Genomic DNA, 24,787 nt, shown 5'->3' on the forward strand with positions numbered 1-24,787 from the left:
AAATGAATTCATGGCACTTATTCAGCTTAGCGAGATTAACTATCGCGTGGCAGATAAAACCATTTTGACCGATATTGATTTACAGGTCAATGATGGTGAAATTATTACGATTGTGGGTCCGAATGGCTCAGGGAAATCTACGTTGTTAAATATTGCGTTGGGGCTTTTGCAGCCAACGCAAGGCAGCGTGAATCGTCAAAAAGGGTTGCGGGTTGGCTATGTTCCACAATCAATCAACCGAGATTACACGTTGCCACTCAGTGTGTTTGAGTTTATTAGTTTGACCAAGCACAAAGTCAAACGCGATGTGATTCATCAGTTATTAGATGATTTGTCATTGTCAGCATTGAAATTTTCCTTGTTGAGCCGATTATCAGGAGGCGAATTGCGGCGTGTGTTGTTTGCGCGGGCTTTGCTTAACCGCCCGCAACTATTGGTGCTAGACGAACCAACAGCGGGTATTGATATCAACGGTCAGGCGCGATTTTACCAACAGCTCAATGCGCTACGTGAACGCTATCAATTTGCGGTGTTGATGGTTTCGCATGATTTGCACTTTGTGATGGCGACAACCGATCGGGTGATTTGTTTGAATCATCATATTTGTTGTTCTGGTGTGCCTGCGCAAATTGTCAATAATCCCAGCTATATGGCGTTGTTTGGTGAGGCTCATGCGCCTACGCTTGTCGATGAGATTGTCCCTGAAATTGCGCCTGAAATTGCATTTTATCAACACCAGCATGACCATGAACACGATGAACAAGGCCATCATTGCCAGCAGTCACATCAAACAGCAAGCGGCACGGGTTCTGACGACAAAATAGACAAAGGAATTAGCGATGCAACTGATTGATTTTTTTAATCCGACACACTTTATCGGGCAGGGCGTGATTGCGTTGCTTGTGCTTTCTTTTTTGACAGCCCCGATGGGTTGCTTTCTCATCTGGCGACGTATGTCTTTTTTTGGTGCGACGTTGGCGCATTCGGCATTATTGGGTGCGGTGATAGGGTTATTGCTTGGGGTTGGTGTTTTTGTTGGTGTCATGGGCTTTACGGCATTGCTTGCTTGCTTATTGACTTGGTGGTTGCAAAACCAGCGGTTAGCCAATGATACCGTTTTGGCGATGATTGCTCATTTGACACTCGCGATTGGGGTTGTCGCTATTTCGTTGATGGATAACTTGCGTATTGATTTGATGGCGTATTTGTTTGGCGATGTGCTGAGTATTTCACGTCCAGTATTTTATCAAATTGTGGCGGTCTGTATCGTGTCGGCAATTGCGCTGCGTGTCTTTTGGCGGGGCTTTGTTAATTTAGCCGTGCAGCCTGATATTGCACAAGTCGAAGGCTACCGAACAACGGTGTTATCTTTTTGCTTTGTTTTATTCTTATCGATAACCATTAGTGTAGGGATGGTGACGGTTGGTGCGCTACTAATAGTCTCGATGTTAATTATCCCAGCGGCAACAGCGCGCTTAATTGCGAATCAATTAAAGACGATGGTTTTTGCGGCATGGATTTTTACGGTAATCAGTATTATCTCAGGAATGGTGGCTGCTTATTATGTAGATTTGCCCGCAGGTCCTATGGTGGTCATTGCCAGTGGCGGTTTATTTGTGTTGGCGTATTTAAGTGCGCAGTGCCAGCAGTCGCGCCAGCAACAATTGCATCAACAATAATCGCACCAGCAGCGCTTATCGTCTCAGGATACTAATGCCAACACAAATTCCAAGTACGAGTATGAATGAATCAATCCTACACTAAGCGCTACACCAGGCGCTATACCAAGCCATGTTGCGTGTCTGTAATGAGCTCGTCGACGACGGCTATCAACGCGGCTTGTTCTGAATCCCCTGCATCAATGTGGGCTTGGTACGTTGCAACTTGTCGGTGGGCGCTGGTACCGTTTTTGAGAATATTACGTGCGTGCGTAATTTCAGTTTGACAGCCTAAAATATCCGCATCTTCAGCCAGCAAAGCGAGAATTTCCTCGATTAGTTCAGTGCAGGGGACTTCGCATGTCTTGCCAAAATCGATAAGCCCTTTATCGATGCCGTATCGTTGTGCACGCCAGCGATTTTCATTGATCAGCATGTTGGCGTATTGACGCCAGCGCATATTGTTTTTCCGTAGTCGAAATAACATGTGCAGCCAGCATTGATACAGTGCGGCAATGCATATTGCATCTTCAATGCGCGTACAGACATCGCTGATACGCATTTCTAGTGTTTTATAGTTTGCACTGGGGCGGATATCCCACCAAATTTTGCTGGCATCTTCGATGACGTTGGCATGAACGAGTACGTCAACGTGGCGTTGGTATTCTTTGTAACTATCGAAGCGTTCGGGTAGCCCCGTACGAGGCATTTCATCCCAAACGGCGAGGCGATAGGATTTTAAGCCCGTGTTTTCACCGTGCCAAAAGGGTGATGAAGTTGATAGTGCGAGCAAATGCGGCAGAATGTAGGCAGTCTGCCCCATCATGTCAATCCGTAAATCATCATCATCAATACCGCAGTGTACGTGCATACCACTAATTTGAAGACGGCGAACGACAGCTTGCAGGTCATGCGCCAGCTGGTCATAGCGCGTTTTTTCCGTGTGCTTGAGTGTCCCCGGCATGGAGAAGGGGTGCGTAGAAGCCGCAACAATCGAGATATTATAGTCTTTGGCAATCTCGATGAGGGTTTGGCGTAGTTGCATGAGTTCTTTTTTTGCTGCAGGGGCGTTTTGACAAATGCGCGTGCCGATTTCGATTTGGCATTGCAAAAACTCAGGCGCAACTTGGTCGCCCAGCGCTTTTTCGCAGGCAGCTAAAAATCCTGCTGGCATTTCTTTAATGAGCGCCCGAGAGGTTGAGTCGACCAATAAGTATTCTTCTTCAATTCCTATCGTAAAAGGCGGTGATGTATTCATGGTGTCGTTATGTCGTTATTGGTTATGTTGGTGTCGATGCCAGTTTTCATGCTCATACCCATGTCCATGATTATTCTTGCTTCGAGGTAATGCCTAGTAATTTTCGTCTCGTTAATGCTGGTTAAGGGCGGTTAGTGGTCTATAATGCAAATTCCGAGAAGTTAAAATCAAGGTCTTCGACAATCGGTGTCATACCTTCACCTTGGATAAACTTAATATCATAAGGCCAAATACGAGACAATTGTCCTGGCGAGCCTAGGTACTCCGCAATAAGTAATGCCCCTAGCGATTGGGCTTTTTGTTGGATAGCGCCCATGATTTCGGTTTCTTCATTATCGTCTAGGGTATCAATTTCGCGCAAGTCTAACTTGATGATTTCGGGTTTGATATCGTCAAGCACACGGGTATTCGCTTCGTTTAAAATGCCGATTTTCGTGACGGCAATTTTGCCGCCCCCTTTACGCATCACCTTGCAAAAATTAATCGCACCCGAGTAGGCGTTTTGCACGTCGTCACTGGAAATTTCAAAGACAAAATGTTTGCCATTTAACCCTGTTTCAACCATTTGTTTGGCAAGCCACGGGGTGAATTTGTCATGCTTGAGTGAGTCAGACGAAATCGAGATAAAAATTTGTATTTTTTCGCGTTTGGCTAAGTCCATGCTGAGTAGCTTATCGAACAACAAATTCATTTTTCGCATATCGATTTGGTGCGTTAACTCGTAACGTTCGGCCACATTAAACATAATACCGGCATCTAGGGTTTTACCGTCAGGGTCAAGCAAAAATAGGCGTTCACGGTAGCGTTCAACGCCATCGGGCTCAAAACTCGCAATCGGGTGGTATTGCATTTTCATTTGTGAGTGTTTAATGACGGCTTGTAAATCCTCTAGGCGTTTGCTGTCTTTTTTGGCAATCTCGACACTAACAGGCTGATTAACTCGTGCGCTTGATTCTGATAAGCTAGCGGCACGCGCGGTTCTAAACAAGCGGCTAGTGAGTTCTTGATAATCGGTGCTTTTATCGATTTCGCCATAACCAGCATAACAAACGGGTTCAACCATTCGTTCCATGCCTTCGGGGGTGATTTTATCTAGCCCTTTGACGAGATTGGTCAGCGTCTCGTTGGTCTGTTCTTCACTGAGGTTAGGGATATACATGAGCAGTCCATCGTCTGTGTAGCGAGCAATTTCGGTGTGTACAGGCATGGTTTTACGTACGTACTGGGTAACCGATTTGATGAATTTTTCTGCCTCTTCGAATCCATCAGCCCCCCAGACGTCACGATAATTTTTAATGATGACATAGGCAAGCATGGCACTGCCGCCCGTGCTGTGAAACTGTTGTATTTTTTGGTTAAGGTAAAAACCCATTTGCCCGCGATTTGCAAGCCCCGTGGTTTCGTCGTAGAGCGATGCGCCGCCGCCACCACCACCTTCAGCGGTTGAACGCATATACACTTGAACGACCTCTTCGTCGTTAAATTGTGCAGGCTTTGACATGATGACGTATTCGACTTCTTTGCCCAATTTGGTTTGCATTTGGAATAATACAGGCGTGGCACTGAGGTCGCGTTTGGTCGATTTGCGCAAGTGGGCTTTGATTTCGCTGTGGGCTTTGCGGTTGACAAAGTTGAGGATGGTGAGTTCATCGAGTTCTTCTTTGTCTGACACTTCAAAGCTACGTAAAAACGCTGGGTTGCAATCGACAAAAACGCCATCGTGTAAATAACAAACTGGATCAGCCAAACCAACGTATAAATCGTTAAATTTTTGTTGGTAGGCGGCAATGACAGCGTTGTCTTTTTTTACCGCGCTGTGGTATGCGTGAAAATTCATCAGCAGTTGGGCATAATGCAAAATCGAGAGTTTGTCGTCTTGGTAGCAAATCGCATTCGCCCCGTTTTTAAGGAATTCGCCAGCGGCTTTGTCTTGGCTTTTGCCAATTAATTGTAGGATAGGGGTCTCTAAGCGGATGTCATTGATAGCATTTTTTATGCTACCGACCCCAATAGTTGTGGGTGCATCATCGATAATAATTAGGTTGATTTGCTCATGAGAAAGGACGTTTTTCGCCTCCATGATGGCATTGCTTTTATGAATATTGAGCAGAAATTGCGTTTTTAACGCGGCTTCAATAAGATTGATTTGTTCCAGTTGTTCGCTGATAATCAATAGATTGGTAATTTTGTTTTTTTTTGCCATAGTGCCTATAGTGCGTTAGCGAATCCGATGCCGCTTAGGTTTATTGAGTGTTTGTAGTCGTTAATGTAGAACGCTATTCTAACGTAATTACAGGAAATTGCTAACATGTTTGTGTGTTTTTATCTGTTTTGCCTTAGCCTGAAAACAGTCTGAGAACGGTCTGATAGCGGCCTGAGAACGGTCAAATACGGGTAAAATACGGGTAAAATACGGGTAAAATACGAGTTAAATGCCGTTGCCAACTCGGCTGACACGCTGGGATAAGGATTGATTTTAATCGATAAGCCACGTTCAGTCGGTTTTTTGGATAAATGATTGACCGATTTATAGGATAATGGATAATATGATTTATTCTAAATCGCAAATTTCAGGCTATTATTTACTATGCAGATGCAATTAACGGACATTATTGGGATTGATTTACCTATTTTTCAGGCACCACTTAGTCTATATCCACGGCAAAGCCAATTGGTGAGTGCTGTCAGCGAGGCGGGTGCATTGGGTGTTTTTGATACATTAGGCCAGCCAATCGAGATGATTCGCGAGGCGCTCAGTGACATTGAATTACAGACACAAAAGCCTTATGCAGTTTTGATGAGTGCGTCTAATGCATCGAGCAATATGGACTTGGCAGATAGGTCATTGGCTAATGGAATTTTAGCCGATGCACGTCAGGCACTTGCCTTGTCTTTGCCGTTAACAGAGCAAACCGTGTTGCCAGATTTTTCGGATATTTTGACAACGGTTATGGATTATCAGCCTGCTGTGATTATTTTTCAAAATGGCTTGCCAGATGATGCGATTATCACGGCGTGCCAAGCGCAATCGATTTATACCATGGCGATTGCGAGTAATTTGCTCGAAAGTATCGCCATTGCTTATAGCCCGATTGATGCGTTGATTTTACAAGGCACAGAAGCGGCTGGATTGCATTCGCAGTTTCCGAATCAGCTGGATACGTGTTTTTTCCCGGTTAACACCTTGTTGTATCATGCGCTGGCCAATGTGCCGAAGCCGATTGTCGTCTGGGGTGATATGGTCAATACGCCTAACATGGTCGGTGCATTGATTAATGGCGCTTCTGCCGTGATGATCGACACGCCATTTTGGACTTGCGATGAGTCTCCGATTCCGACGAGTTATCGCCAGTGTCTTGCGGTATCTAATGAAATGACTTCACGGGTAACCACGCTGTGGAATGGGTTCCCTAGTCGCGCGATACCCAATGCCATGACAGCGGCCTTTGCACAAATGAAGCAAACCAGCTTGCCACCAAAAAACCAGCAAGCGTTGCTATTGCCGATTATCAATGCAGCGATTGAATACAACCACAGCGATTATTTGCCGATGTGGTCTAACCTTTGCCCCGTGGTTTCTGATCAATCCATTGCATCGCTTTGCGAGCGTTATGCCCAAGAATTATCTGAAATGATTTCATAGGATTAATTGATAAAATTATTTGGTCGGCAAGCTTGATGCGTTAGTTTGATACACGAGTTTGGCACACAAATTTGGCGCACGAATTTGACACATAAATTTGATACCTAAGTCTACTGCATTACTTGATAAGGTTTAGATAAATGGCAGATAACTCTCGCGACTTACCCCCTAACAACTTACCGCTTAACGATTTACCTTTGGCCGCTGTGAACATTGATGCAGGTGGCATTTATAGCGAGACTTTTGCCGATTATTATTTCCATCCCGAGGCAGGTATCCAAGAAAGCGAATATAACTTTATCCAAGGTAATGACCTTGCCCATCGGTTTGGTCGTCAATCTCAGGATACCTTTACGGTCGTTGAAATAGGGTTTGGCAGTGGGCTCAATTGCCTGCTCACTGAAAATTGTTGGCAACAACACCGCGTTGCTGGCAAGCAGCTGCATTATTTGTGTGTGGAAAAATACCCCCTAAGTCGCACACAGTTGGCGGCTATTTATCGTCAAAATCATTGGCAGTTACCTGCGATTGATGCAATGCTGTCGTGCTATCCGCCACGAAAAGCAGGGCAGCATACACAGCAATTAACACCGAATATGCAGATAAGCTGGTGGTTTGCGGATGTGTGCGCTGTGCATTCGCTCGGTGTTTCGGTAGATGCGTGGTTTTTAGATGGTTTTGCGCCCCAGCGAAATCCTGCCATGTGGTCCCCGCAGCTGTTTGAATTGATGGCCAGACATAGCCATGCCAATAGTACTTTTGCCACCTTTACTGCCGCTGGTTTTGTGAGACGTGGGTTACAAGCAGCAGGGTTTGTGGTGAACAAGCATCCAGGGTTTGGGCAAAAGCGTGAACGGCTTGTTGGGCATTACGCTGAGGCGTGTTGCGCTAAAGGCATTTAGTACCGGCTGTCTATGTGTTTTTTGTGTATTTTTTATGTGTTGTTGGGCTGCTTTAGCAGTTTGACTGTGGTGGTGTTAGTTCGCCACGTAAATTCTGTTGGCATTTTTCCTTAATCTTATGCGAGTCGCGCCCATAGACAGCGGATAAATAATAAAGCTTAGTGACTGCGGCTTCAATGGTCATGTCCTCACCGTTGACGACACCCGCGCGAATCAACGGCTGTGCAGCGGCGTATTGATGGCTCACATGCCCGCCGCTACATTGAGAGACATTAACCGTGACGATACCATGCTCATGAGCGGTTTGTAGGGCTTGAATTAATGGAGTATTGTGGCTGCCCACGTTGCCTGAGCCATAAGAGACTAACACCAAACCATTAACGTGTGCATCAATCATTGCATGAATCAATTCACAGGGCATGGCAGGGGTGAGATAAATCACTGCAATTTGGAGCTTATCTAGGTGTAGTGACTTGATGCGCTGTTTGTCGGTTGTGGCTAAAAAAGTCGGTGTCTCAGCAGGTAAACAGCGATTAGGAAAGCATTTGATTTGGTTTTCGAATGCCGCCAACATCGGGTAATTGGCGGATTCAAAGGCAATCATCGCGCTGGTGCTGATTTTACTGGCGCGATTGCCGCGAAATAGCGTATTGGCAAAATAGATGCAGACTTCGGGGATTTTATAATTGGCCGCGAGTTGCAAGGCGACTAGCAAGTTAGTCGCACCATCGCTACAAGGTTCAATCAACGGAATTTGCGCACCTGTCAATATCACGGGTTTATCAATGCCACCCAATAAAAACGATAACATCGATGCGCTGTAAGCCATTGTATCCGTACCGTGAAGGATGATGAAACTATCGTAGTCTGCGTATTTTTCAATGATTAAATCAGCCAGCTGTTGCCAAATCATAGGCGTCATGTCGGCGCTGTCGATAGCGGGTTTTATTTCTAAATAGTCGTGCGCGGGCATTTGCGCCCAAATAGATGCGGCAATCGTACGTTTGGCAAGGGCTTCAAAACCAGCGGTTGCGGTATAAATGCCTTGGGCATTTTTTTCCATACCGATAGTGCCGCCAGTATAAATAATGAGTGTGGGTTGTGGCATAAGTGTATTTTTGTCTGTAAATTCGCTGGTCATTTGACTCGTTGTGGATAGGTATTATTGTACCAAACCGCACAAATGACAAGCAAATTTAGGGCAGAGCCATCAGGCTGAGCAAATGATCAGTGTGCGCAGTGCTGTTTATGGTATGGCTTTTTAGTTGCGTATCGGTGTCACTGCGACTACAATCAACTGTGTGGGCTCGTTGCTCTATTTTCGTTACTTTATTTTCGTTGCCCTGTTTCTCGTCAGAACCTATCATCTATTAGGAATTAAACGCTTGTGAACAAAAATACAAAAATCGCGTTAATGCAAGCGCTTGCTGCCTATGGTATGTGGGGTATTTTCCCCTTGTATTGGTATTTTTTACAGCATGTGCCTGCGATTGAAAGTATTGCGCATCGGATTATTTGGTCTTTTGTTTTATTGATTGTTGTGTTGACAATGAGTAAAAAATGGCAAGCCGTTCGTGGGGTTTTTCTTCAGCCACGCTTGCTGTTGGCATTGGCTTTGACGAGCTTGTTGGTGTCTGGGAATTGGTTGTTGTATATTTGGGCGGTCACCCATCAATATGTCATTGAATCCAGTTTAGGTTATTTTATTAACCCCGTGGTTAATATGCTACTGGGGACGCTGTTTTTGGGAGAGCGCTTTAGAAAATGGCAATATTTGGCGTTATTTTTTGTGCTGCTAGGTATTGCGATAATTTCCATTAGTTATGGGCGAATACCCTATATCGCGCTGGGGTTAGCGGTGAGTTTTGCTTTGTATGCTTTATTGCGAAAAGTGATTGCCGTGGCTTCGCAACCAGGCTTATTGATTGAAACTGGCATTACTTTGTTGCCCGCACTTATTTATTTGACTTATTTGGGGCAATCCAGCGCGTTTGTTTCGGGTGGCTGGCTAACCAGTACGCTATTGATTGGTGCTGGTATTGTGACGATAGTCCCTTTAATCCTCATGAATAGCGCGTTAAAAGGACTAACGCTAACCGAGGTGGGGCTGGTGCAATACTTATCCCCGACGATTCAGTTTTTGCTGGGGTTGTTTTTATTTAAAGAGCCTTTTAGTACGCTACAATTAGTCAGTTTTTGTTGTATTTGGTTGGGCTTGATTATCTATACGGGCGAGCGGCTAATGTACCGAACACCTGCAAGCGATGTGGATTAGTGGTTAGGTTAGGATAACACTTGAATTTTTGCAAACGCCAGTACCAGCCATTTACTTCCTTGTTCGCTAAAATTGACTTGAACCCGCTGGCGTTCGCCATCACCTTCTAGGGCGGTGACTGTGCCTTCGCCAAATGTGGGGTGCGCGATTAAACTCCCTAGCTGAATGGTGGGTTGATTAGACTGGCTGGACGCACTGTTTGTCAGGTTGGCATTAGTGGCGTTTGCGGCATTTGTGGCATTGACTGTGTAGTGGGTAGGCGTGCCCCGCACAAAATGTAGCAGCGCTGCTGGAATTTCTTCGATAAAGCGCGAGGCGCGCGGATACAGCGTCGTGCCGTATAATCGGCGTTTTTCGGCATAGCTAATATGTAGTTTTTGCTCGGCACGCGTGATGCCAACATAAGCGAGTCGTCTTTCTTCTTCGAGTTGTTCGGTAATCATCGCGGACTCTTGATGTGGGAAGAGACCTTCTTCGACGCCAACCATAAAAACGGTAGGGAACTCTAGTCCTTTGGCTGAGTGTAGTGTCATGAGCTGCACATAATCACTGTAATTGCTGGCTTGGGTCTCACCGGCATCTAATGCGGCTTTTGCCAAAAATAACCCAATGGCATCTGCCTTTTCCTCAGTCGATAAGTGATTTTCAAACTGTTCGGCAGCGGTGATGAGCTCGGCTAAGTTTTCTAGTTTGTCTAGGCGGCGCTCATCTTTTTGTTGTTTGATGTGATCTCGCAGTCCGCTGTTATCAATAACACGTTGCAAGTAAGTGGGTAAGCTGTCGCCACCGTGCTGTGTATCGGTAATTAACTGCATAAACTGCGACACGGCCTGTGTTGCGCGCGGCGGCAGTGACTGCTGTTGCACTGCGTGTGCAAGCGCCTGCCAGAGGCTGAACTGGTTACGGCTAGCAATCTCGCGAATTTGCTCAATCGTGCGTTGTCCAATGCCGCGCGGCGGGTTATTGACGACGCGCTCAAACGCGACATCATCGGCATGATTAAGGCACAGCCGTAAATAAGCGATGGCGTCTTTAATTTCGGCGCGGTCAAAAAATCGCAGGCCGCCGTAGATACGGTACGGGATATCATTGCCGAGTAAGTTTTCTTCAAACAGCCGTGACTGCGCATTACTGCGGTATAAAATGGCGATGTCTTGGTGTAATCCACCACGCTCGATATGCATTTTGATACGCTCAATTACATAAGCCGCTTCGTCGTATTCGTTAAAAGCGGGATAAACATCGATTTTTTCACCATCGCCCGATTCTGTCCATAGGGTCTTGTCCAGTCGTCCACTATTTTTGGCAATGACGGCGTTTGCGGCGCGTAAAATATGCCCCGTTGAGCGATAATTCTGCTCTAATTTAATGGTGTTTAAGCGAGGGAAACGTTTTTCCAGATCCAGAATATGTTCGATTTTGGCGCCCCGAAAGGCATAAATCGACTGATCATCGTCACCTACGACAAGCAAATCAGTCGAATCAGTGACCAATAACTGGATAAAGGCGTACTGAATGCGGTTGGTGTCTTGGAATTCATCGACTAAAATATGTTGAAAACGAGTTTGGTAATGCGTGCGAATCATTTCGTGGTCGCGAATTAACTCGACGGTGCGTAGCAATAATTCAGTAAAATCCACTAGGCTGTTTTCGCGGCAGTGGTGTTCGTACTGTGCATAGATATGGACAATCCATTTTTCAATGGGGTGGTAAATAGCGCTTGTGTCAATGTCTGCAAGTCGCTTTCCTGCTTCTTTGTATTGGCTGATGGTATTGACAATTTGGCGCGCGCTGAGGATTTTTTCGTCGATGTTTTCTTGGCGCATCAGCCGTTTGACAAGGCGTAGTTGGTCGTCGCGATCAAGGATTTGAAAGTCGCGTATCAGCCCTGCGCGTTCATGGTGTGTCCGCAGTATGCGGTGGCAAATGCTATGAAAAGTGCCGACCCAACTGGTCGCTAAATTCGTACCGAGCATAGACTCAATGCGCGCGCGCATTTCACCCGCCGCTTTGTTAGTAAATGTAACGGCTAAGATGGAGTAAGGCGACGCGTTCTCAACCCCAATCAACCATGCAATTCGGTGAACTAGGACACGCGTTTTACCAGAGCCTGCCCCTGCCAAAACGCGTAACTTGCCGAGTGGGGCGGTGACCGCATCGCGTTGTGCTTCATTCAAGCCATCAAGTATGCTAGAGACATCCATGTTAGACGCGGTGAATCAACTGACAGGCGGTGATAATCGATGCGGCTTTGTTTAGGGTCTCTTCCCATTCGCTTTCGGGGTCGCTGTCATAAACAATCCCTGCGCCTGCTTGTACCATAAGCTTTTTGTCTTTGATAATCGCAGTGCGAATAGTGATCGCGGTATCCATATTGCCATTCCATGCAATGTAGCCAATCGCGCCGCCATAAATATTGCGCTTGACAGGCTCTAGCTCGTCGATGATTTGCATCGCACGAATTTTTGGCGCTCCTGATAAAGTGCCTGCGGGAAACACCGATTTAAAGACATCCATTGTGGATTTGTCATCCAGCACGTCACCAATGACGTTAGAGACAATATGCATGACATGAGAGTAGCGTTCGATGGCCATTTTTTCATCGACGTTGACTTTGCCTGGTTTGGCGATGCGTCCGATGTCATTGCGTCCCAAATCAATTAACATTAAATGCTCAGCGAGCTCTTTGGGGTCGTTGAGTAGGTCTTTTTCTAGTTGTAGGTCTGCTTCGTGCGTTTTTCCGCGTTTGCGTGTGCCTGCAATGGGACGTACTTGGGCTTGACGATTTTCAAAGCGAACCAAGATTTCAGGGCTGGCGCCGACAATGGTAAATTCGTCCAAATTCAGGTAGTACATGTAAGGCGATGGATTAAGTGTGCGCAATACGCGGTACAAATCCAGCGGTGATTCGTCAAAATCTAATGTCATGCGTTGCGATAAAACAATTTGAAAGGCATCGCCATCGACAATGTATTGTTTGGCTTTGGCAACGTTTTCTAAAAACACAGGTTTTGGGGTTGAGTAGTGTAGCGCAGGTGGGTTTTGCGGGGGCTGAGTGCTCAATGTCGTTGAGCTAGCAGGTAAGGGTTGCTTGATAGACGCTAGCAAGGTGTTAAGGCGTGCTTGTGCCGCTTGATAACTGGACGCATTTGGCTCGGCTAAGGTGATTAAGTAGGCTTTACCTAGTAAGTTGTCAATGACGATGACCGACTCAGAGCGGATAAGCACGACATCAGGGATGTTGAGTTCGTCAACTTGGTCGGCGTTAGCTAAGGCAGGCTCAATCAAACGAATCACATCATAGGCAAAATAACCGACTAATCCGCCCATAAATTCGGGTAGTCCAGGGACATGCTCTGGGACGCGATAGCGCGCCGTGACCTCATCGATATAGGCGAGTGGATCGTCGCAAGTCAGCGTGTTGGTGATTTGATGGTCGTCTATTTCATGAATTTGCTGTCCACGAATTTCTATGCGGTGGGGACTGGGTAAGCCAATCATCGAGTAACGTGCCCATTGCTCTCCGCCCTGTACAGACTCAAATAAGTAGCTATAGGGTGCATTGGCGACTTTTAGATATAGTGTTAATGCGGTGTCTAGGTCACAGAGGACAGACGTAAAAACAGGGATGCGGTTGTAACCCTGTTCGACATAAGTTGAAAAGTTTGAATATTCCATAAATGGCGTTAAGTTATTTCCAGATGAATGGGTGGGTTAGTGCTGGTGTTTGTTGCCTGTGTTTGTTGCATATTGACTATCTCAACAAGCCAGTTGCTTACGCATAGCGGCAATCACTGCGGCGTAGTCGGGTTGATTAAAAATAGCAGAGCCTGCGACAAAGGTATCCGCGCCCGCGTGTTTGATAGCCGCGATATTGTCAACTTTGATGCCACCATCAACTTCTAGTCGAATATGAGCGTCTACTTGTTGGATACGTCTGCGGGTTTGGGTTATTTTATCGAGCGTATGCGGTATAAATGATTGCCCACCGTAGCCAGGGTTGACCGACATTAACAAGACCATGTCTACGTAGGGTAATGTGTAGTCAAGTACCGATAAAGGCGTGGCAGGATTGAGCACCAATCCTGCTTTGCAACCTAGCGAGCGAATGAGTTGTAGGCTTCTGTCGACATGGCTGCTGGCTTCTGGATGAAAGGTGATATAAGTCGCACCAGCGGCCGCAAATTGTTGGATTAAATCATCGACAGGCGAGACCATGAGGTGGACATCAATCGGGGCGGTGATGCCGTAGTTTTTAAGGGCTTGACAGATGGGAGCACCAAACGTCAAATTGGGTACATAATGGTTATCCATTACATCAAAGTGGATAATATCGGCGCCTGCAGACAAGACATCGTCGACTTCTTGGCCGAGCCGTGCGAAGTCGGCGGATAAAATAGAGGGCGCAATCCAATCGTTATTTATCATGGTGATTTATGGTTAAGTGCTACGTAATGCTAAAAAGATACTATACAATATTTATCCTATTTATGCATCGTGAGTATTGAGAAATTCGTGTGAAAGAACGTTTTCGATTAAACCCAACACCAGGGCTACACCCAGAGATTACCTGGCGCCACGTTGACACAATTGATTCAACGAATGCCACACTGCTCGCAACCGATACGCCGCTACCGTATTTGCTGAGCACGGACTATCAGACCCAAGGGCGCGGGCAACGCGGTCGCGTGTGGTCGAATCCCGAAAAATCGCTGATGTTTTCGCTGGCGTTTGCCTTGCCTATTACGGCTGAAAAGTTGGCGTTGTGGCAATTAGTCGTTGCGTTGACATTGGTAGAGCAATTTTCTCAAACGGTTGATACACAAGCGTTTCGGATTAAGTGGCCGAATGATATTTATGTGAATGGTTCAGTAAATCGCCATCAACTGCCGAGTCATCCACTGCAGAGTCATCAACTGCTAGGCGAACCACTGTCGCAAAAAACTGCGGCGCAATGGGGAAAGTGTGCGGGGATTTTGGTTGAAAATCAGTTGGGCTTTCGTAACAAGGTGGTCACGGGTATTGGCATTAATTTAGCACCCGTTGCCCTGTCAGATACCCGTTATGCGAGTGGTTATGTTGATATTGGATGCGATAAATATATTTGGTTGGTGCAGCTTGTCAATAGCCTCTATGCCGCTTGGCAACGTTTTTGTGAAGCGCCTTACCTAGATGTGGCGGCGTATGCGCATTATGATTTGTTGGCAGGTAAAATGATTAGCGCAGTCGATTCAAAGACCAATCAGACGGTTGCTGGTGTTTGCCTCGGGGTAGATGCACAGGGTGCTTTGCATCTGTCGAATGAAACGGGGATACAGGTATTGACAGCGGCTCATCAAATACAGTGGGAGGAATAGCGATGCATGGCTTAATCGACGTAGGCAATACGCGGATTAAATATCTGCCTCACGCAGCAGTGGCTTTGAATGCTTGTCAGGATTACCAGGCCATCATGCACGACCAAGTTGACGTGCTGATTGAACACTTAGCGCAGCAAAATGTGAGTAAAATTACCATCGCCAGCGTGCGCGCCTTGCCCGTGACACAACGTCTTATTGATTGGGCTGCACACCATCAAATTACCCTACAAAGGGTGCAAGTCAACCCGACTTATTTGGCGGTTAATTACCGTCACGTAGACCAGTTTGGCGTTGATCGCTATTTAGGGTTATTAGCCGCCAAAGCGGTGCATCAGCAAAATTTTTGTGTTGTTTCGGCAGGCAGTGCCATTACGTTGGACTTTTTTGGACAGACCCACTTGGGCGGTATGATTTTACCGGGGATTGGCACGAGTTTGTCCTGCTTGCAGGAAAAAACAGGACTGGCATCGATTCGTGAACCTGATGCATTGCTCGGTAATGATACGGCAAGCAGCATTGGCGCGGGTATTTACCAAGGCTATTCGCGGCTTGTGGCGGCGAGTATTGCGGATGTGTCTGCGGCGTATCAGCAATCGTTTCAGGTGGTTTTAACTGGTGGTGACGCTGATTACATCGCTAAATACCTAACTAATGATACCACCAAGGACGCTACTGGCGCCACTAAGGACGCCACTAAGGGCGGATTACTTGCTAAGGTGACCATTAAGCCCAATCTCGTGTTTGAGGGGATGCACGTGTATTTGTCCATGATGGAAAACGGGGCGGTTTAGCCTGAATTTTCTATAGAAGATTTAACGAGTGAGCGCATTATGACATTGACAGAGTTACGCTATATCGTGGCATTGGAACAAACACAACACTTTGGACGCGCGGCTGAACGGGTGTTCGTCAGCCAGCCAACGCTGAGTGTTGGGATTAAAAAATTAGAAGCTGAACTTGGTGTGCAGATTTTTGAACGCTTAGCGCACAAGGCAATCCCCACGCAAGTGGGTAAACAAATTATCGAGGCGGCTAAGCAAACCCTAATGAATGCCGATACGATTCGCGCCATTGCTGAAGCGACACAAGGCGAGCTGGTCGGCAATGTTCACCTAGGTGCGATTTATACGGTGTGCCCCTATCTGTTGCCAAAGATGATTCCAGCATTACAACAAACCGCGCCTGAGGTTAAATTGTTTATTAAAGAAGCCTATACCCAACAGCTCATAGATGATTTGAAGGCGGGAGAGTTGGACGTGGCGCTGGTGTCGCCACCGATTCCTGATGCTAGCTTATTCGAGAGTCTGACGTTGTTCTCAGAGCCTTTTTACGTACTCATGCCCAAAGGGCATGCATTGGCAACTAAACAGGCGATAACAGCCGAAGCGCTTCGCGGAGAACGGGTGTTTTTGCTAGGCGGTGGCAACTGTTTTCGCGACCAAGTGTTAGAGGCCTGCCCAGGTTGCGAACAGCCTAGGTTGTTCGATAAAAATTGGGTACAAGGTGGTTCGTTAGAAACTATTCGGATGATGGTATCCAGCGGGTTGGGTATTTCGGTCTTTCCTGAGATGGCGCTAGTGCCTGATGAAAATATTGTCGTACGTCCTTTTGCGCCACCGATGCCACAACGCCAAATCACGTTGATTTGGCGTAAAAGCTTTATTCAACCGCAATTAATTAAAGCGATAGCGACCAGCGTTGTCCGCTGTCTAGGGCGTAGTGGTTAGGTTGGTTTTTCACTTTATTGCGCTGCGTATTTCGCCGCGTATCTCGCCGCGTGCGATTTCACGGATACGCGTATCGGTTAATTGCTGATAATCGACATTGAGTGCGTATTGGTTGCGTTGTGGATGGATTGGCAACACAAAGCCCTGCAATAAAAACGGGTGCAGCAATTCGAGCACTTGTCGTTGCGTTAGTTGGGTTTTGTGGATTAAGTCGTGCAAACTGACAGGGCCATTGCCTGCTTTGAAATTTGCGATGATGTGTTGCATTAGCATTGCCGCATAGTATTCGGTTTCGGCAGGATTGAGGCGGGACTGGGTTTGGGGCTTGAGCAAGCTGGGGAATTGCACAAAGTAGCCAAATAGCCCGCCAGAAAGGAATAAAACCCATAAAATATTAAGCCAAATCAGCAAAATAATCAAACTAGCAAAGCTGCTGTAAATAATAGAATAACTACTGCTAAAAATAATAATTTTCGTAAAAATAGCGGTAAGTGGTAGCCATAGCAAGGTACAAAACAAACCACCCGCAAATGCCGCGCGAAATTTAACCTGTGCATTGGGGATGGCGGCGTAGAGTATTGCGAGTAACAACGCAGTGATGATAATCGACACAGCTTTGGCCAAATAGCCTGAGATAGCCGCCCATAGTGGGTAAGCGGCAACTTGTTCAATCAACACATTTTTATGGAAAAATAGATTAAGTCCTAAGGCAATGGCAGAAATAATCACGGTAAGCATCATGGCACCGAGATAGCCAATGATTTGTATTCGAAACGGTCGGATTTGGTCAACATGCCAAATATGGTTTAAGGTGGCTTCTATTTTGCGAAATAGAGCAAAGATACTATAAAATAAAAAGACCAACCCCACGCCCCCCAAAACGCCCACGCGTGTGTTATCAACAAAAGCACGAATGTACTGCGCCACTTCAGTCCCTGCATTACCCATTGGTGCAAGCAAATCCAGTAATAACGATTGAAAGACGGTATCCATACCAAAAGATTTCAGTAGGGTAAACAGTATCGCCAGCAAAGGGATAATCGCCAATAGCGTACTATAGGTGAGCGATGCCGCCGATTGTTTTAGCCGTGAATGCCAAATAATACGCCATACCGCCAGACAAATTTTGGCAAATTTTAGTAGCCGTGTTTCGTGTTGTTGTTGCCAGAGTTGGTGCTCTAGTCGTTGGAGTAGTGTCATGGATAGCTGTGGTGGATTAGGTATGGTGGATTAGGTATGGTGGATACGTTAACCAAGCCTTTTGCGATGCTGGATTAATCTGTTAGGTTATTTTTATGTTAATCTTTGCGTTCATATTCGCCTTCGAGTATGTCGTTTGATTGTTGGCGGTCACCACGATGTGGCTGGTGTGGGTTGGATTTGCCCCAGCCAGTGTCGTCGATTTCTGCGTGTGCGGTGTGCGAAAAAAAATGGGTTGCTTGTAAATTGACATGGCGCTTGATGAATCCAATTAATCGTTCGCGCAGGGCAGGGATTAGCCCTAAAAAACCAACAATATCGGTTAAAAAGCCTGGGGTAATCAATAGCACGGCACAAATTAACAAAACAATGCCTGCAATCAGCGTATCCGAAGGCGCAGTGCGCTGTATTTGTTGTTTTTGAATGACGAATCGCCACTGTTTTTTGAGCTGCCAAGACCCAAGCATTGCGGTAAACACAATGATTAAAAACGTGTTGAAAAAGCCAATTTGATTGCCTACTTTTGCGATTAAAACGACTTCAATCGCAGTGACAACCAACATAAGTAAAAATAATCGCATGAAACCAAATCGAATGTAAAACGTATCTACATTCTAACCGAAGTTAATCATTAAGTTAATTAACTTGTGCCATTCATCGTGATTGAGTGTGATAAACTCAGTGCGATTATTTCTCGTATTACGGTGTTGTTTGTTGATTATTTCTTGTTATTTTTGTGATTCATGGGCGGCGATTTGTCATTGCTAACGGTGTTGTTTTTTAGGGTGTTGGTTTTGTTGTCTAGGCTGGGCGTGTCGGGACTGAGTTTGGCGAGGCTGGGCGTGTCGGGACTGGGCTTGGCGAAATTGGGCTTGGCGAAGTCGAGGTTACTAATACTGGCGACTGTCAGTCTAGGGTCTATGCAGACAGGGCTTGCACAGACGTCTGTGCTGCCTGCTGATACGGTTTTTGTACCAACGGTTGAAGCCGTGACAGAGAACCAATTGACATTGGCTATTTCGGTAAAACCCGGCTATTACGTGTATGCCAGTCGGATGTTTGCACTAACACTTAGTGATAAAAAAACGGGTAATCAACTGCTTGGTGACCAAGTCCAAGCAACGCCTACGGTAGGAAAAGACGATCCTTATTTCGGGCAACAAGCTGTGTGGATGGGTGGTGATGACCCCATTAGATTGACCTATCAATTGGCACCAGTCCAATCAGGCGTTGCAACGTTGGTATTGAAATACCAAGGCTGTGAAACAGGCGGGATTTGTTATCCACCGCAGGAGAAACAGTTTACTATCGCGGCAACCACTAAAACAGGCACTGCTCAGCCCAATTCTCAGGCCCGTATAGACGCTGGTACGTCGATTTTTACCACAACGCAAACAGGCGTTGCGTCTGCTAGTGCTTCCTCTGCCAGTACATCCTCTGCCGCATCACCCGCATCGTCATCGGTGGCACAAGCCACGACGACAACGGCGTTGTTTGACCGAACGGCATCGGCTGCATTACTGGGCGAAGACGAAGCGTTTTCTGTCTATTTGGACGCAATCGATGCAACAACGTATGCATTACGTTGGCAGGTTGCGCCTGCGTATTATCTCTATCGGGATAAAACGTTCGTTGATTTGCTAGGGGATGCGCGAATTATCAACGTGGCATTTAGCGAAGGTGAGATACACGAAGATGCGTTTTTTGGTCAGCAAGTCGTTTATCGCGACAACGCAGCACAAGTGACGTTAACCCTAGATCGACCACTGACCGATTTTAGGTTAAACATACAATTTCAAGGCTGTGCAGACGTAGGCGTTTGCTATCCTGTGACGGCACGACAAATGACGATTGTGGACGGGCAAAGCATTGACCTGAAGCCAGTAGATAGCGTGACCAATGGCTCAGTTAATCGTGCAGGCGGTTTAAGCGGCACGGATAGCACAGGGGGTATTGGCGCGAGTCGTTATTTTTTAGCGGATACCTTGAAGCAACAAGTAGTGCTGGGGGTTGTCTTGTTATTTGTTGCTGGATTGGCGCTGGCGTTTACCCCTTGTGTGCTGCCCATGCTGCCCATTTTGATGGGAATTATCACCAATCAACGTCAAGTCACCCGTAAAAAAGCGGGCATATTAGCCTTCGCCTATGCATTAGGTGTCGCGGTGATGATGGCGGTGTTTGGTTTGATTGTTGCGGCAACGGGTATTAACTTGCAAATCATTTTCCAGCAGCCGATTTGGTTGTTGTTGTTTGCGGGGCTTTTTATTGCCATGGGGCTTGCGATGCTGGGCGTGTTTTCGATTACGACACCTGGCATCATTCAGCAACGCGTGATTGGTTGGCAGCAACGCCTGCAAAACGCTAATGTGTTTAGTTTGTTTATCATCGGTGCGTTATCGACGTTGATTGTGGGGCCTTGTGTCGCACCACCACTGATTGCGATTTTGGCGTTTATTAGTGTGACCAACGATAGCGGATTGGGGGCGTTGTATCTGTTTTCACTCGGCATGGGGATGAGTTTGCCGCTGGTTGCCTTTGCGACGGTGATGCCCGTGATACCCAAAACAGGCGCGTTATCGCGATTGATTACGCGATTGTTTGCGCTACTGATGTTTGGTGTGGCGATATGGTTAATGAGTCGCTTGCTGTCGGGTGGCGTTGCTTTGGCTGTGTGGGGTGTGTATCTATTGGTGGTTGCCACGGTTTTGTGGCATCATGGGCTCAGCCGCGTTTGGATTAACTATGCCACCAATGCCATAGCGGTTGGCGTGGCTGCGATTGGTGTGGTCTGGCTAATCGGTGGATTGATGGGTAACAGCCATCCGTTGAAGCCGCTGACAAAACTACATTATCCCGAATTTGTTTATGTGAATTCGATGGATGATTTGATGCAGCAGCTTGTCACCGTCAGCGGCGATATTGATAAAGATGCCAGCAATGCTTCAAGCGTGAGTACTAGTAGCGCCAGTGGTTTGGTGATGCTTGATTTTTATGCGGATTGGTGTGTTGCTTGCCAAGAAATAGAGCATATAACGCTAACCGATCCTATCGTGCATGAAGCCCTAGACGGCGTGACGCTACTAAAACTTGATATCACACAGACAACACCCGCCCATCGTGAAATGATGCGGCAGTTGCATTTGATTGGACCGCCTGCCATGCTGTTTTTTGACCAAACACAAGAAATTAATCAAGCCCGTCACATTGGCGTGATTTCAGCGGTAGAATTACGCGATAAAATCCAGCAACTGAAAACACGCGCCGAGCCGTAAAATCACCATTGTGGCAGTGCAATGTGTGGCAGATGAATTTTGCTAGATGGATTTGTCAGATGGATTTGTCAGATGGATTTGTCAGATGGACTGGCGTTTGACGGTAAAATGCCAACTTTTTTTAATGTTGTTAAGTGGTTTTGATGAAATGACACATAATTCATGCGCTTGCCACACTGCTGACACGATTGATTGTTATAATTGACCACGTAACTCAGAGAAGTCTCCAATCAGTTCTGAAATTTTGCCCATCGTTTGATGGGCTTTTTTTTGTTTTATTGGTAGGTGGCGTGGATATAGTGACTAAGATACAATACTGAAATTAGCTTCCTATTTAGGCACAGTTTTGTATTAATATTAACGTAATAGATTTAGGCGATAATAGAAATGATAAAGAGAATACTGGTAATAGGCGTACTTGTTTTGAGCGGTCAGCAATTGAGTTACGGAGAGGAAAGTGTGAGAGAAAGAAAAGTGACAGCGCCATGGATAACTGAACGTCAACTGCGTTTCTATGAGAGTTACGGAGGCGGTAATGTGAGAGAAAGAGAAGTCACAGGAACAGGGTTGACTGAACGTGGACTGCGCGCCTATAAAAACTCAATAAAGCGGCTGGATCTGGCTTCGGAGTGGGTCATACAACATGGCGTACAGCAGTACCAACAATTAGGCGGTAAAGAGCCGTTAGAAGATAAACTAAAAAAAGATCTCGGAGTAAGTTTACGTCATGCTTATGTTGAGGCTGATCGCTACGTTGATGGCTTTTGGCTAGTGGGTGTCGGTGAATGGGGCGTGTTGAATTTATATAGAGCGCCTTATGAGGGACATTTTTACGAATTTTGGTTTGTGTTGTCGTTTGAGAGGTCGGTAGCTAAATGGCCATATAATGAAGCCACTAAGCCGGCTATTAAGCCGTTGACGACCTTTTATGTGACAAAAACAGATGCGATTTATGGTCAGCGCGAAATTCTAGAAAGGAGTGAGCAGTTTATTCCGTCATATCAACTGCCAGATGGTCATCTGATTGAATTCCCGCAGGACGATGCATCCCTGCTGATGGAATTAAATCCTTGGAATTACCCCGATAGCTATAAAAACACGACGCTAGACGATAAAAAAATTGTTTGGGATACCGCTAAGGAAAAGTACGTGTTTGAGGAAGATGCAAGTTTTTGGGATAAATTGTTCCGTAGTCAAAATTAGTTTGTTGGTTAGCGTGTGTTTCAGTAATGGATTAGAGTTATATAATAATTCCTTTAATTTTTTTATGCTGAATGATTTAAATAAATGAAAAAAAAGAAAATATAAAGCGCAGGCTTGATATATTAGTCACTTGGATTTTTTCTTTGGCTTTTGTCTCGATTATATTTTTTGGGTTGTTCGCTATTTTCGGTAGTGTTCTTCGTTTTGGTAATGCCAAATATCATGATGAGGTTGAGGAATATAAATCTTTTAAAGCTACCCATTATTCAGCGGAGGGAGTGGAATTTCCTTTGATTGACTATAAAAACAAATTGATTAGCCTGCTGGAAGTAGCAGGAATGGATGAATTTCCAGTTTCATTTGATAGGATGAACGTCGCTGGTAGATATAAGCGACAGTATTGGTTTGGGTTCAAGAAAGAGGGCGTGCCGTATGGCCGTATTACTCTAAATTTGGCAATGAATGTGAATGCTGATAAAGCTGGAGAACCAGCAACTATATTTAACTCTACAATAGATTTTCTGACTAGCACTGGCTATTCAGCAATAGAGGCGGATGAATTGATTAAAAGTGTAATCCATATGGCGGATAGCGAATTTGGATTGGAATACTATCCATTGAAATTAGGTTATGCGCCAAAATTCTATAAAAGAACTGACATTCAAAGTACGTTACAATCAACGGCTAATTTGGATACAATTGCATATTTTGAACGCATTAGATCAACTTTAAAAACGCGTGGAATAAAACACATCAAGTCAGTCCGCAAGCCTACAGTCTCAAACGCTGATTATTTTGATATAACTGGAATTATGGGGGATGGTGAGGAGTGCATAAATCTTTGGCTTAGTGTAAATAGAAATCAAAAAAATAGAACTATGGACACGTTAGAAAATTATTCTTTATCGTCTAGTATCCGCGTTAATACTGACGAAAATTGCTCTAACGCCAAGGCGGATGCATTGATGGCAGCACTTCTTTCGATGGCAGAAACAGAGTTTGGATTAAAGTACAACTTGTCTCATTCAGAGGGTGCTGAAGAAAAAAACCAGCATTGACTGCTAGTTAACGCCAATAATGTTTCCTAATGTACGATTAATTTGTTTGCATTTCGCTAGACTAAATCGAGTCTAACTGCTATAACTAAGCCTATTATGTTTTACTAAAATTTAAGCCATCATTCATCATTTTGCTATTTCGTCATTTCGTCATTTCGTCATTTCTTTATTGCGAAGTGAGAAAATCAATAAAGGTAGCGGTAGCGGCAACGGCAACAATAACAATAACGGTAAATTAGCATGCAACATCCTGATATGATGCCACAAAACAAGGCGCTGGCTGGGCAAGGTAACTCTGCTACAGAATTTAAACTGGGTATATTTCTGGTCGCCGCCGCTGCAATTGTATGGAGTTTTGGCGGGTTTTTTGGACGCATTGTTACGGTTGAAGATAGTTGGACAGTCATATTTTGGCGCTCAGTGTGGGCCAGTTTATTTTTATTGGCCTTTATGTTGGTACGTGATAAGCCTAAAGGCACGGTTAACATTTTTCGCACGATGGGCTGGCCGGGGATTTGTGTTGCATTATGTTTTGCCTGCGCCTCGACGTCTTTTGTTGTGGCACTACAATATACAAGCGTTGCCAATATTCTGCTCATACAAGCAGGTGCGCCATTATTGGCGGCCTTGATTGCTTGGATTTTATTTCGTGAAAAAGCAAGCCTACCAACATGGATTGCCATATTCGTGGTTATTTTTGGCGTCAGTATTATGGTGTCAGAATCCTTTGCTGGGGAAGTTTCACCAATAGGGGATTTACTCGCCTTAATCTTAACTTTATGCTTTGCTATTGCGACTGTAATTACACGGCGATATGCGCATGTACGAATGTTGCCTGCGGTTTGTTTAGGCACGATGATAGCGGCAGTATTGTCTGGTTTTATGGCTTCTTCATTAGTTACCAGTGCCTATGATGCCGGAATTTTGGTGGCCTTTGGTGCATTAAACTTAGGCCTTGGTTTGGCGCTATTTGTTACTGGCGCACGGCTATTGCCTTCACCAATAGCCGCACTAATCAGCACCGCAGAGCCGATGCTCGGCCCACTTTGGGTATGGATATTATTAAATGAAACACCAACGAAATTCACTTTAATCGGCGGTGCAATTATATTGATTGCTATTTTAGCGCACTTAACCTGGCAGTTAATTCATCACCGCCGCGTTATGGTCGTGGCAACACCCAACTAAGCATTGCAATAACAGCATTGCTACCAAATTCAGTGTAATTAAC

Annotated in this window: 20 protein-coding genes; 12 read left to right on the forward strand and 8 right to left on the reverse strand. The window is 45.6% G+C overall.

Features of this window, described 5'->3' with window-relative positions; genetic code table 11:
- Positions 1–10 precede the first annotated feature (10 nt).
- Both GCU85_RS06165 and GCU85_RS06170 read left to right on the forward strand, forming a co-directional pair.
- Entirely contained in the window at positions 11–853 is an 843-nt protein-coding gene (locus GCU85_RS06165; protein WP_152810314.1) for an ATP-binding cassette domain-containing protein, read from the forward strand.
- Positions 840–1,679 (forward strand): metal ABC transporter permease, encoded by an 840-nt coding sequence (locus tag GCU85_RS06170; RefSeq protein WP_152810315.1) that lies wholly within the window; start codon positions 840–842, stop codon positions 1,677–1,679. The genes GCU85_RS06165 and GCU85_RS06170 overlap by 14 nt, the downstream gene beginning before the upstream one ends.
- Before the next feature lie 100 nt (positions 1,680–1,779).
- On the opposite strand, the gene GCU85_RS06175 is transcribed toward GCU85_RS06170, so the two are convergent.
- Positions 1,780–2,916: a carboxylate-amine ligase gene (locus GCU85_RS06175; protein ID WP_152810316.1), complete on the reverse strand. Its 1,137-nt coding sequence runs from the start codon at positions 2,914–2,916 to the stop codon at positions 1,780–1,782.
- A gap of 139 nt (positions 2,917–3,055) precedes the next feature.
- Positions 3,056–5,119, reverse strand: a complete 2,064-nt coding sequence (locus GCU85_RS06180; protein ID WP_152810317.1) for an EAL domain-containing protein — start codon at positions 5,117–5,119, stop codon at positions 3,056–3,058.
- 384 nt (positions 5,120–5,503) lie between these two features.
- On the opposite strand from GCU85_RS06180, the gene GCU85_RS06185 reads away from it, so the two are divergent.
- Together GCU85_RS06185 and mnmD are read left to right on the forward strand one after the other, a co-directional pair.
- Positions 5,504–6,559 carry an NAD(P)H-dependent flavin oxidoreductase gene (locus tag GCU85_RS06185; RefSeq protein ID WP_152810318.1) on the forward strand — a complete coding sequence of 352 codons (1,056 nt, stop codon included), beginning with the start codon at positions 5,504–5,506 and terminating at the stop codon, positions 6,557–6,559.
- Between the two features lie 140 nt (positions 6,560–6,699).
- On the forward strand, positions 6,700–7,461 hold the full coding sequence (mnmD, locus tag GCU85_RS06190) for a tRNA (5-methylaminomethyl-2-thiouridine)(34)-methyltransferase MnmD (RefSeq protein WP_152810319.1): 762 nt from the start codon (positions 6,700–6,702) through the stop codon (positions 7,459–7,461).
- A gap of 52 nt (positions 7,462–7,513) precedes the next feature.
- Here the strand turns inward: mnmD and GCU85_RS06195 are convergent, their stop codons facing one another.
- The gene (locus tag GCU85_RS06195) at positions 7,514–8,602 is read right to left on the reverse strand and encodes an asparaginase domain-containing protein (protein WP_152810320.1); all 1,089 of its coding nucleotides are present in this window, start codon (positions 8,600–8,602) and stop codon (positions 7,514–7,516) included.
- A 246-nt stretch (positions 8,603–8,848) separates the two neighbouring features.
- On the opposite strand from GCU85_RS06195, the gene rarD reads away from it, so the two are divergent.
- Complete coding sequence (gene rarD / locus GCU85_RS06200) at positions 8,849–9,736, forward strand: EamA family transporter RarD (protein ID WP_152810321.1); 888 nt, start codon at positions 8,849–8,851, stop codon at positions 9,734–9,736.
- A gap of 8 nt (positions 9,737–9,744) precedes the next feature.
- Here rarD and uvrD read toward each other — a convergent pair whose 3' ends face one another.
- The 3 genes from uvrD to rpe all read right to left on the reverse strand — a co-directional run bounded on the left by uvrD (position 9,745) and on the right by rpe (position 14,164).
- Positions 9,745–11,940: a DNA helicase II gene (gene uvrD, locus GCU85_RS06205; RefSeq protein WP_152810322.1), complete on the reverse strand. Its 2,196-nt coding sequence runs from the start codon at positions 11,938–11,940 to the stop codon at positions 9,745–9,747.
- A 1-nt stretch (position 11,941) separates the two neighbouring features.
- Positions 11,942–13,414, reverse strand: a complete 1,473-nt coding sequence (gene trpE / locus GCU85_RS06210; protein ID WP_152810323.1) for an anthranilate synthase component I — start codon at positions 13,412–13,414, stop codon at positions 11,942–11,944.
- An 81-nt stretch (positions 13,415–13,495) separates the two neighbouring features.
- Complete coding sequence (gene rpe, locus GCU85_RS06215; protein ID WP_152810324.1) at positions 13,496–14,164, reverse strand: ribulose-phosphate 3-epimerase; 669 nt, start codon at positions 14,162–14,164, stop codon at positions 13,496–13,498.
- A gap of 89 nt (positions 14,165–14,253) precedes the next feature.
- Here rpe and GCU85_RS06220 point away from each other — a divergent pair, with 89 nt between their 5' ends.
- Genes GCU85_RS06220 through GCU85_RS06230 form a run of 3 tightly spaced genes read left to right on the forward strand, consistent with a single transcriptional unit; the run spans position 14,254 to position 16,823 of the window.
- A complete protein-coding gene (locus GCU85_RS06220; RefSeq protein ID WP_152810325.1) occupies positions 14,254–15,093 on the forward strand; it encodes a biotin--[acetyl-CoA-carboxylase] ligase in 840 nt (279 codons plus the stop codon).
- 2 nt (positions 15,094–15,095) lie between these two features.
- The gene (locus GCU85_RS06225; protein ID WP_152810326.1) at positions 15,096–15,887 is read left to right on the forward strand and encodes a type III pantothenate kinase; all 792 of its coding nucleotides are present in this window, start codon (positions 15,096–15,098) and stop codon (positions 15,885–15,887) included.
- Between the two features lie 39 nt (positions 15,888–15,926).
- Complete coding sequence (locus tag GCU85_RS06230) at positions 15,927–16,823, forward strand: hydrogen peroxide-inducible genes activator (protein WP_152810327.1); 897 nt, start codon at positions 15,927–15,929, stop codon at positions 16,821–16,823.
- A 9-nt stretch (positions 16,824–16,832) separates the two neighbouring features.
- Here the strand turns inward: GCU85_RS06230 and GCU85_RS06235 are convergent, their stop codons facing one another.
- Both GCU85_RS06235 and GCU85_RS06240 read right to left on the reverse strand, forming a co-directional pair.
- Positions 16,833–18,023: a YihY/virulence factor BrkB family protein gene (locus GCU85_RS06235; RefSeq protein WP_152810328.1), complete on the reverse strand. Its 1,191-nt coding sequence runs from the start codon at positions 18,021–18,023 to the stop codon at positions 16,833–16,835.
- Positions 18,024–18,121: 98 nt separating this feature from the next.
- The gene (locus tag GCU85_RS06240) at positions 18,122–18,604 is read right to left on the reverse strand and encodes an FxsA family protein (protein ID WP_152810329.1); all 483 of its coding nucleotides are present in this window, start codon (positions 18,602–18,604) and stop codon (positions 18,122–18,124) included.
- Positions 18,605–18,766: 162 nt separating this feature from the next.
- Here GCU85_RS06240 and dsbD point away from each other — a divergent pair, with 162 nt between their 5' ends.
- From dsbD to GCU85_RS06260, 4 genes are all read left to right on the forward strand, one after another.
- The gene (gene dsbD, locus GCU85_RS06245; protein WP_152810330.1) at positions 18,767–21,295 is read left to right on the forward strand and encodes a protein-disulfide reductase DsbD; all 2,529 of its coding nucleotides are present in this window, start codon (positions 18,767–18,769) and stop codon (positions 21,293–21,295) included.
- Between the two features lie 459 nt (positions 21,296–21,754).
- Positions 21,755–22,498 (forward strand): hypothetical protein, encoded by a 744-nt coding sequence (locus GCU85_RS06250; protein WP_152810331.1) that lies wholly within the window; start codon positions 21,755–21,757, stop codon positions 22,496–22,498.
- Positions 22,499–22,641: 143 nt separating this feature from the next.
- Positions 22,642–23,556, forward strand: coding sequence for a hypothetical protein (locus GCU85_RS06255; RefSeq protein ID WP_152810332.1), 915 nt, complete (start codon positions 22,642–22,644; stop codon positions 23,554–23,556).
- Positions 23,557–23,796: 240 nt separating this feature from the next.
- Positions 23,797–24,744, forward strand: a complete 948-nt coding sequence (locus GCU85_RS06260) for a DMT family transporter (RefSeq protein ID WP_152810333.1) — start codon at positions 23,797–23,799, stop codon at positions 24,742–24,744.
- Positions 24,745–24,787 lie beyond the last annotated feature (43 nt).

Source organism: Ostreibacterium oceani (genome assembly GCF_009362845.1).
Classification (GTDB): domain Bacteria; phylum Pseudomonadota; class Gammaproteobacteria; order Cardiobacteriales; family Ostreibacteriaceae; genus Ostreibacterium; species Ostreibacterium oceani.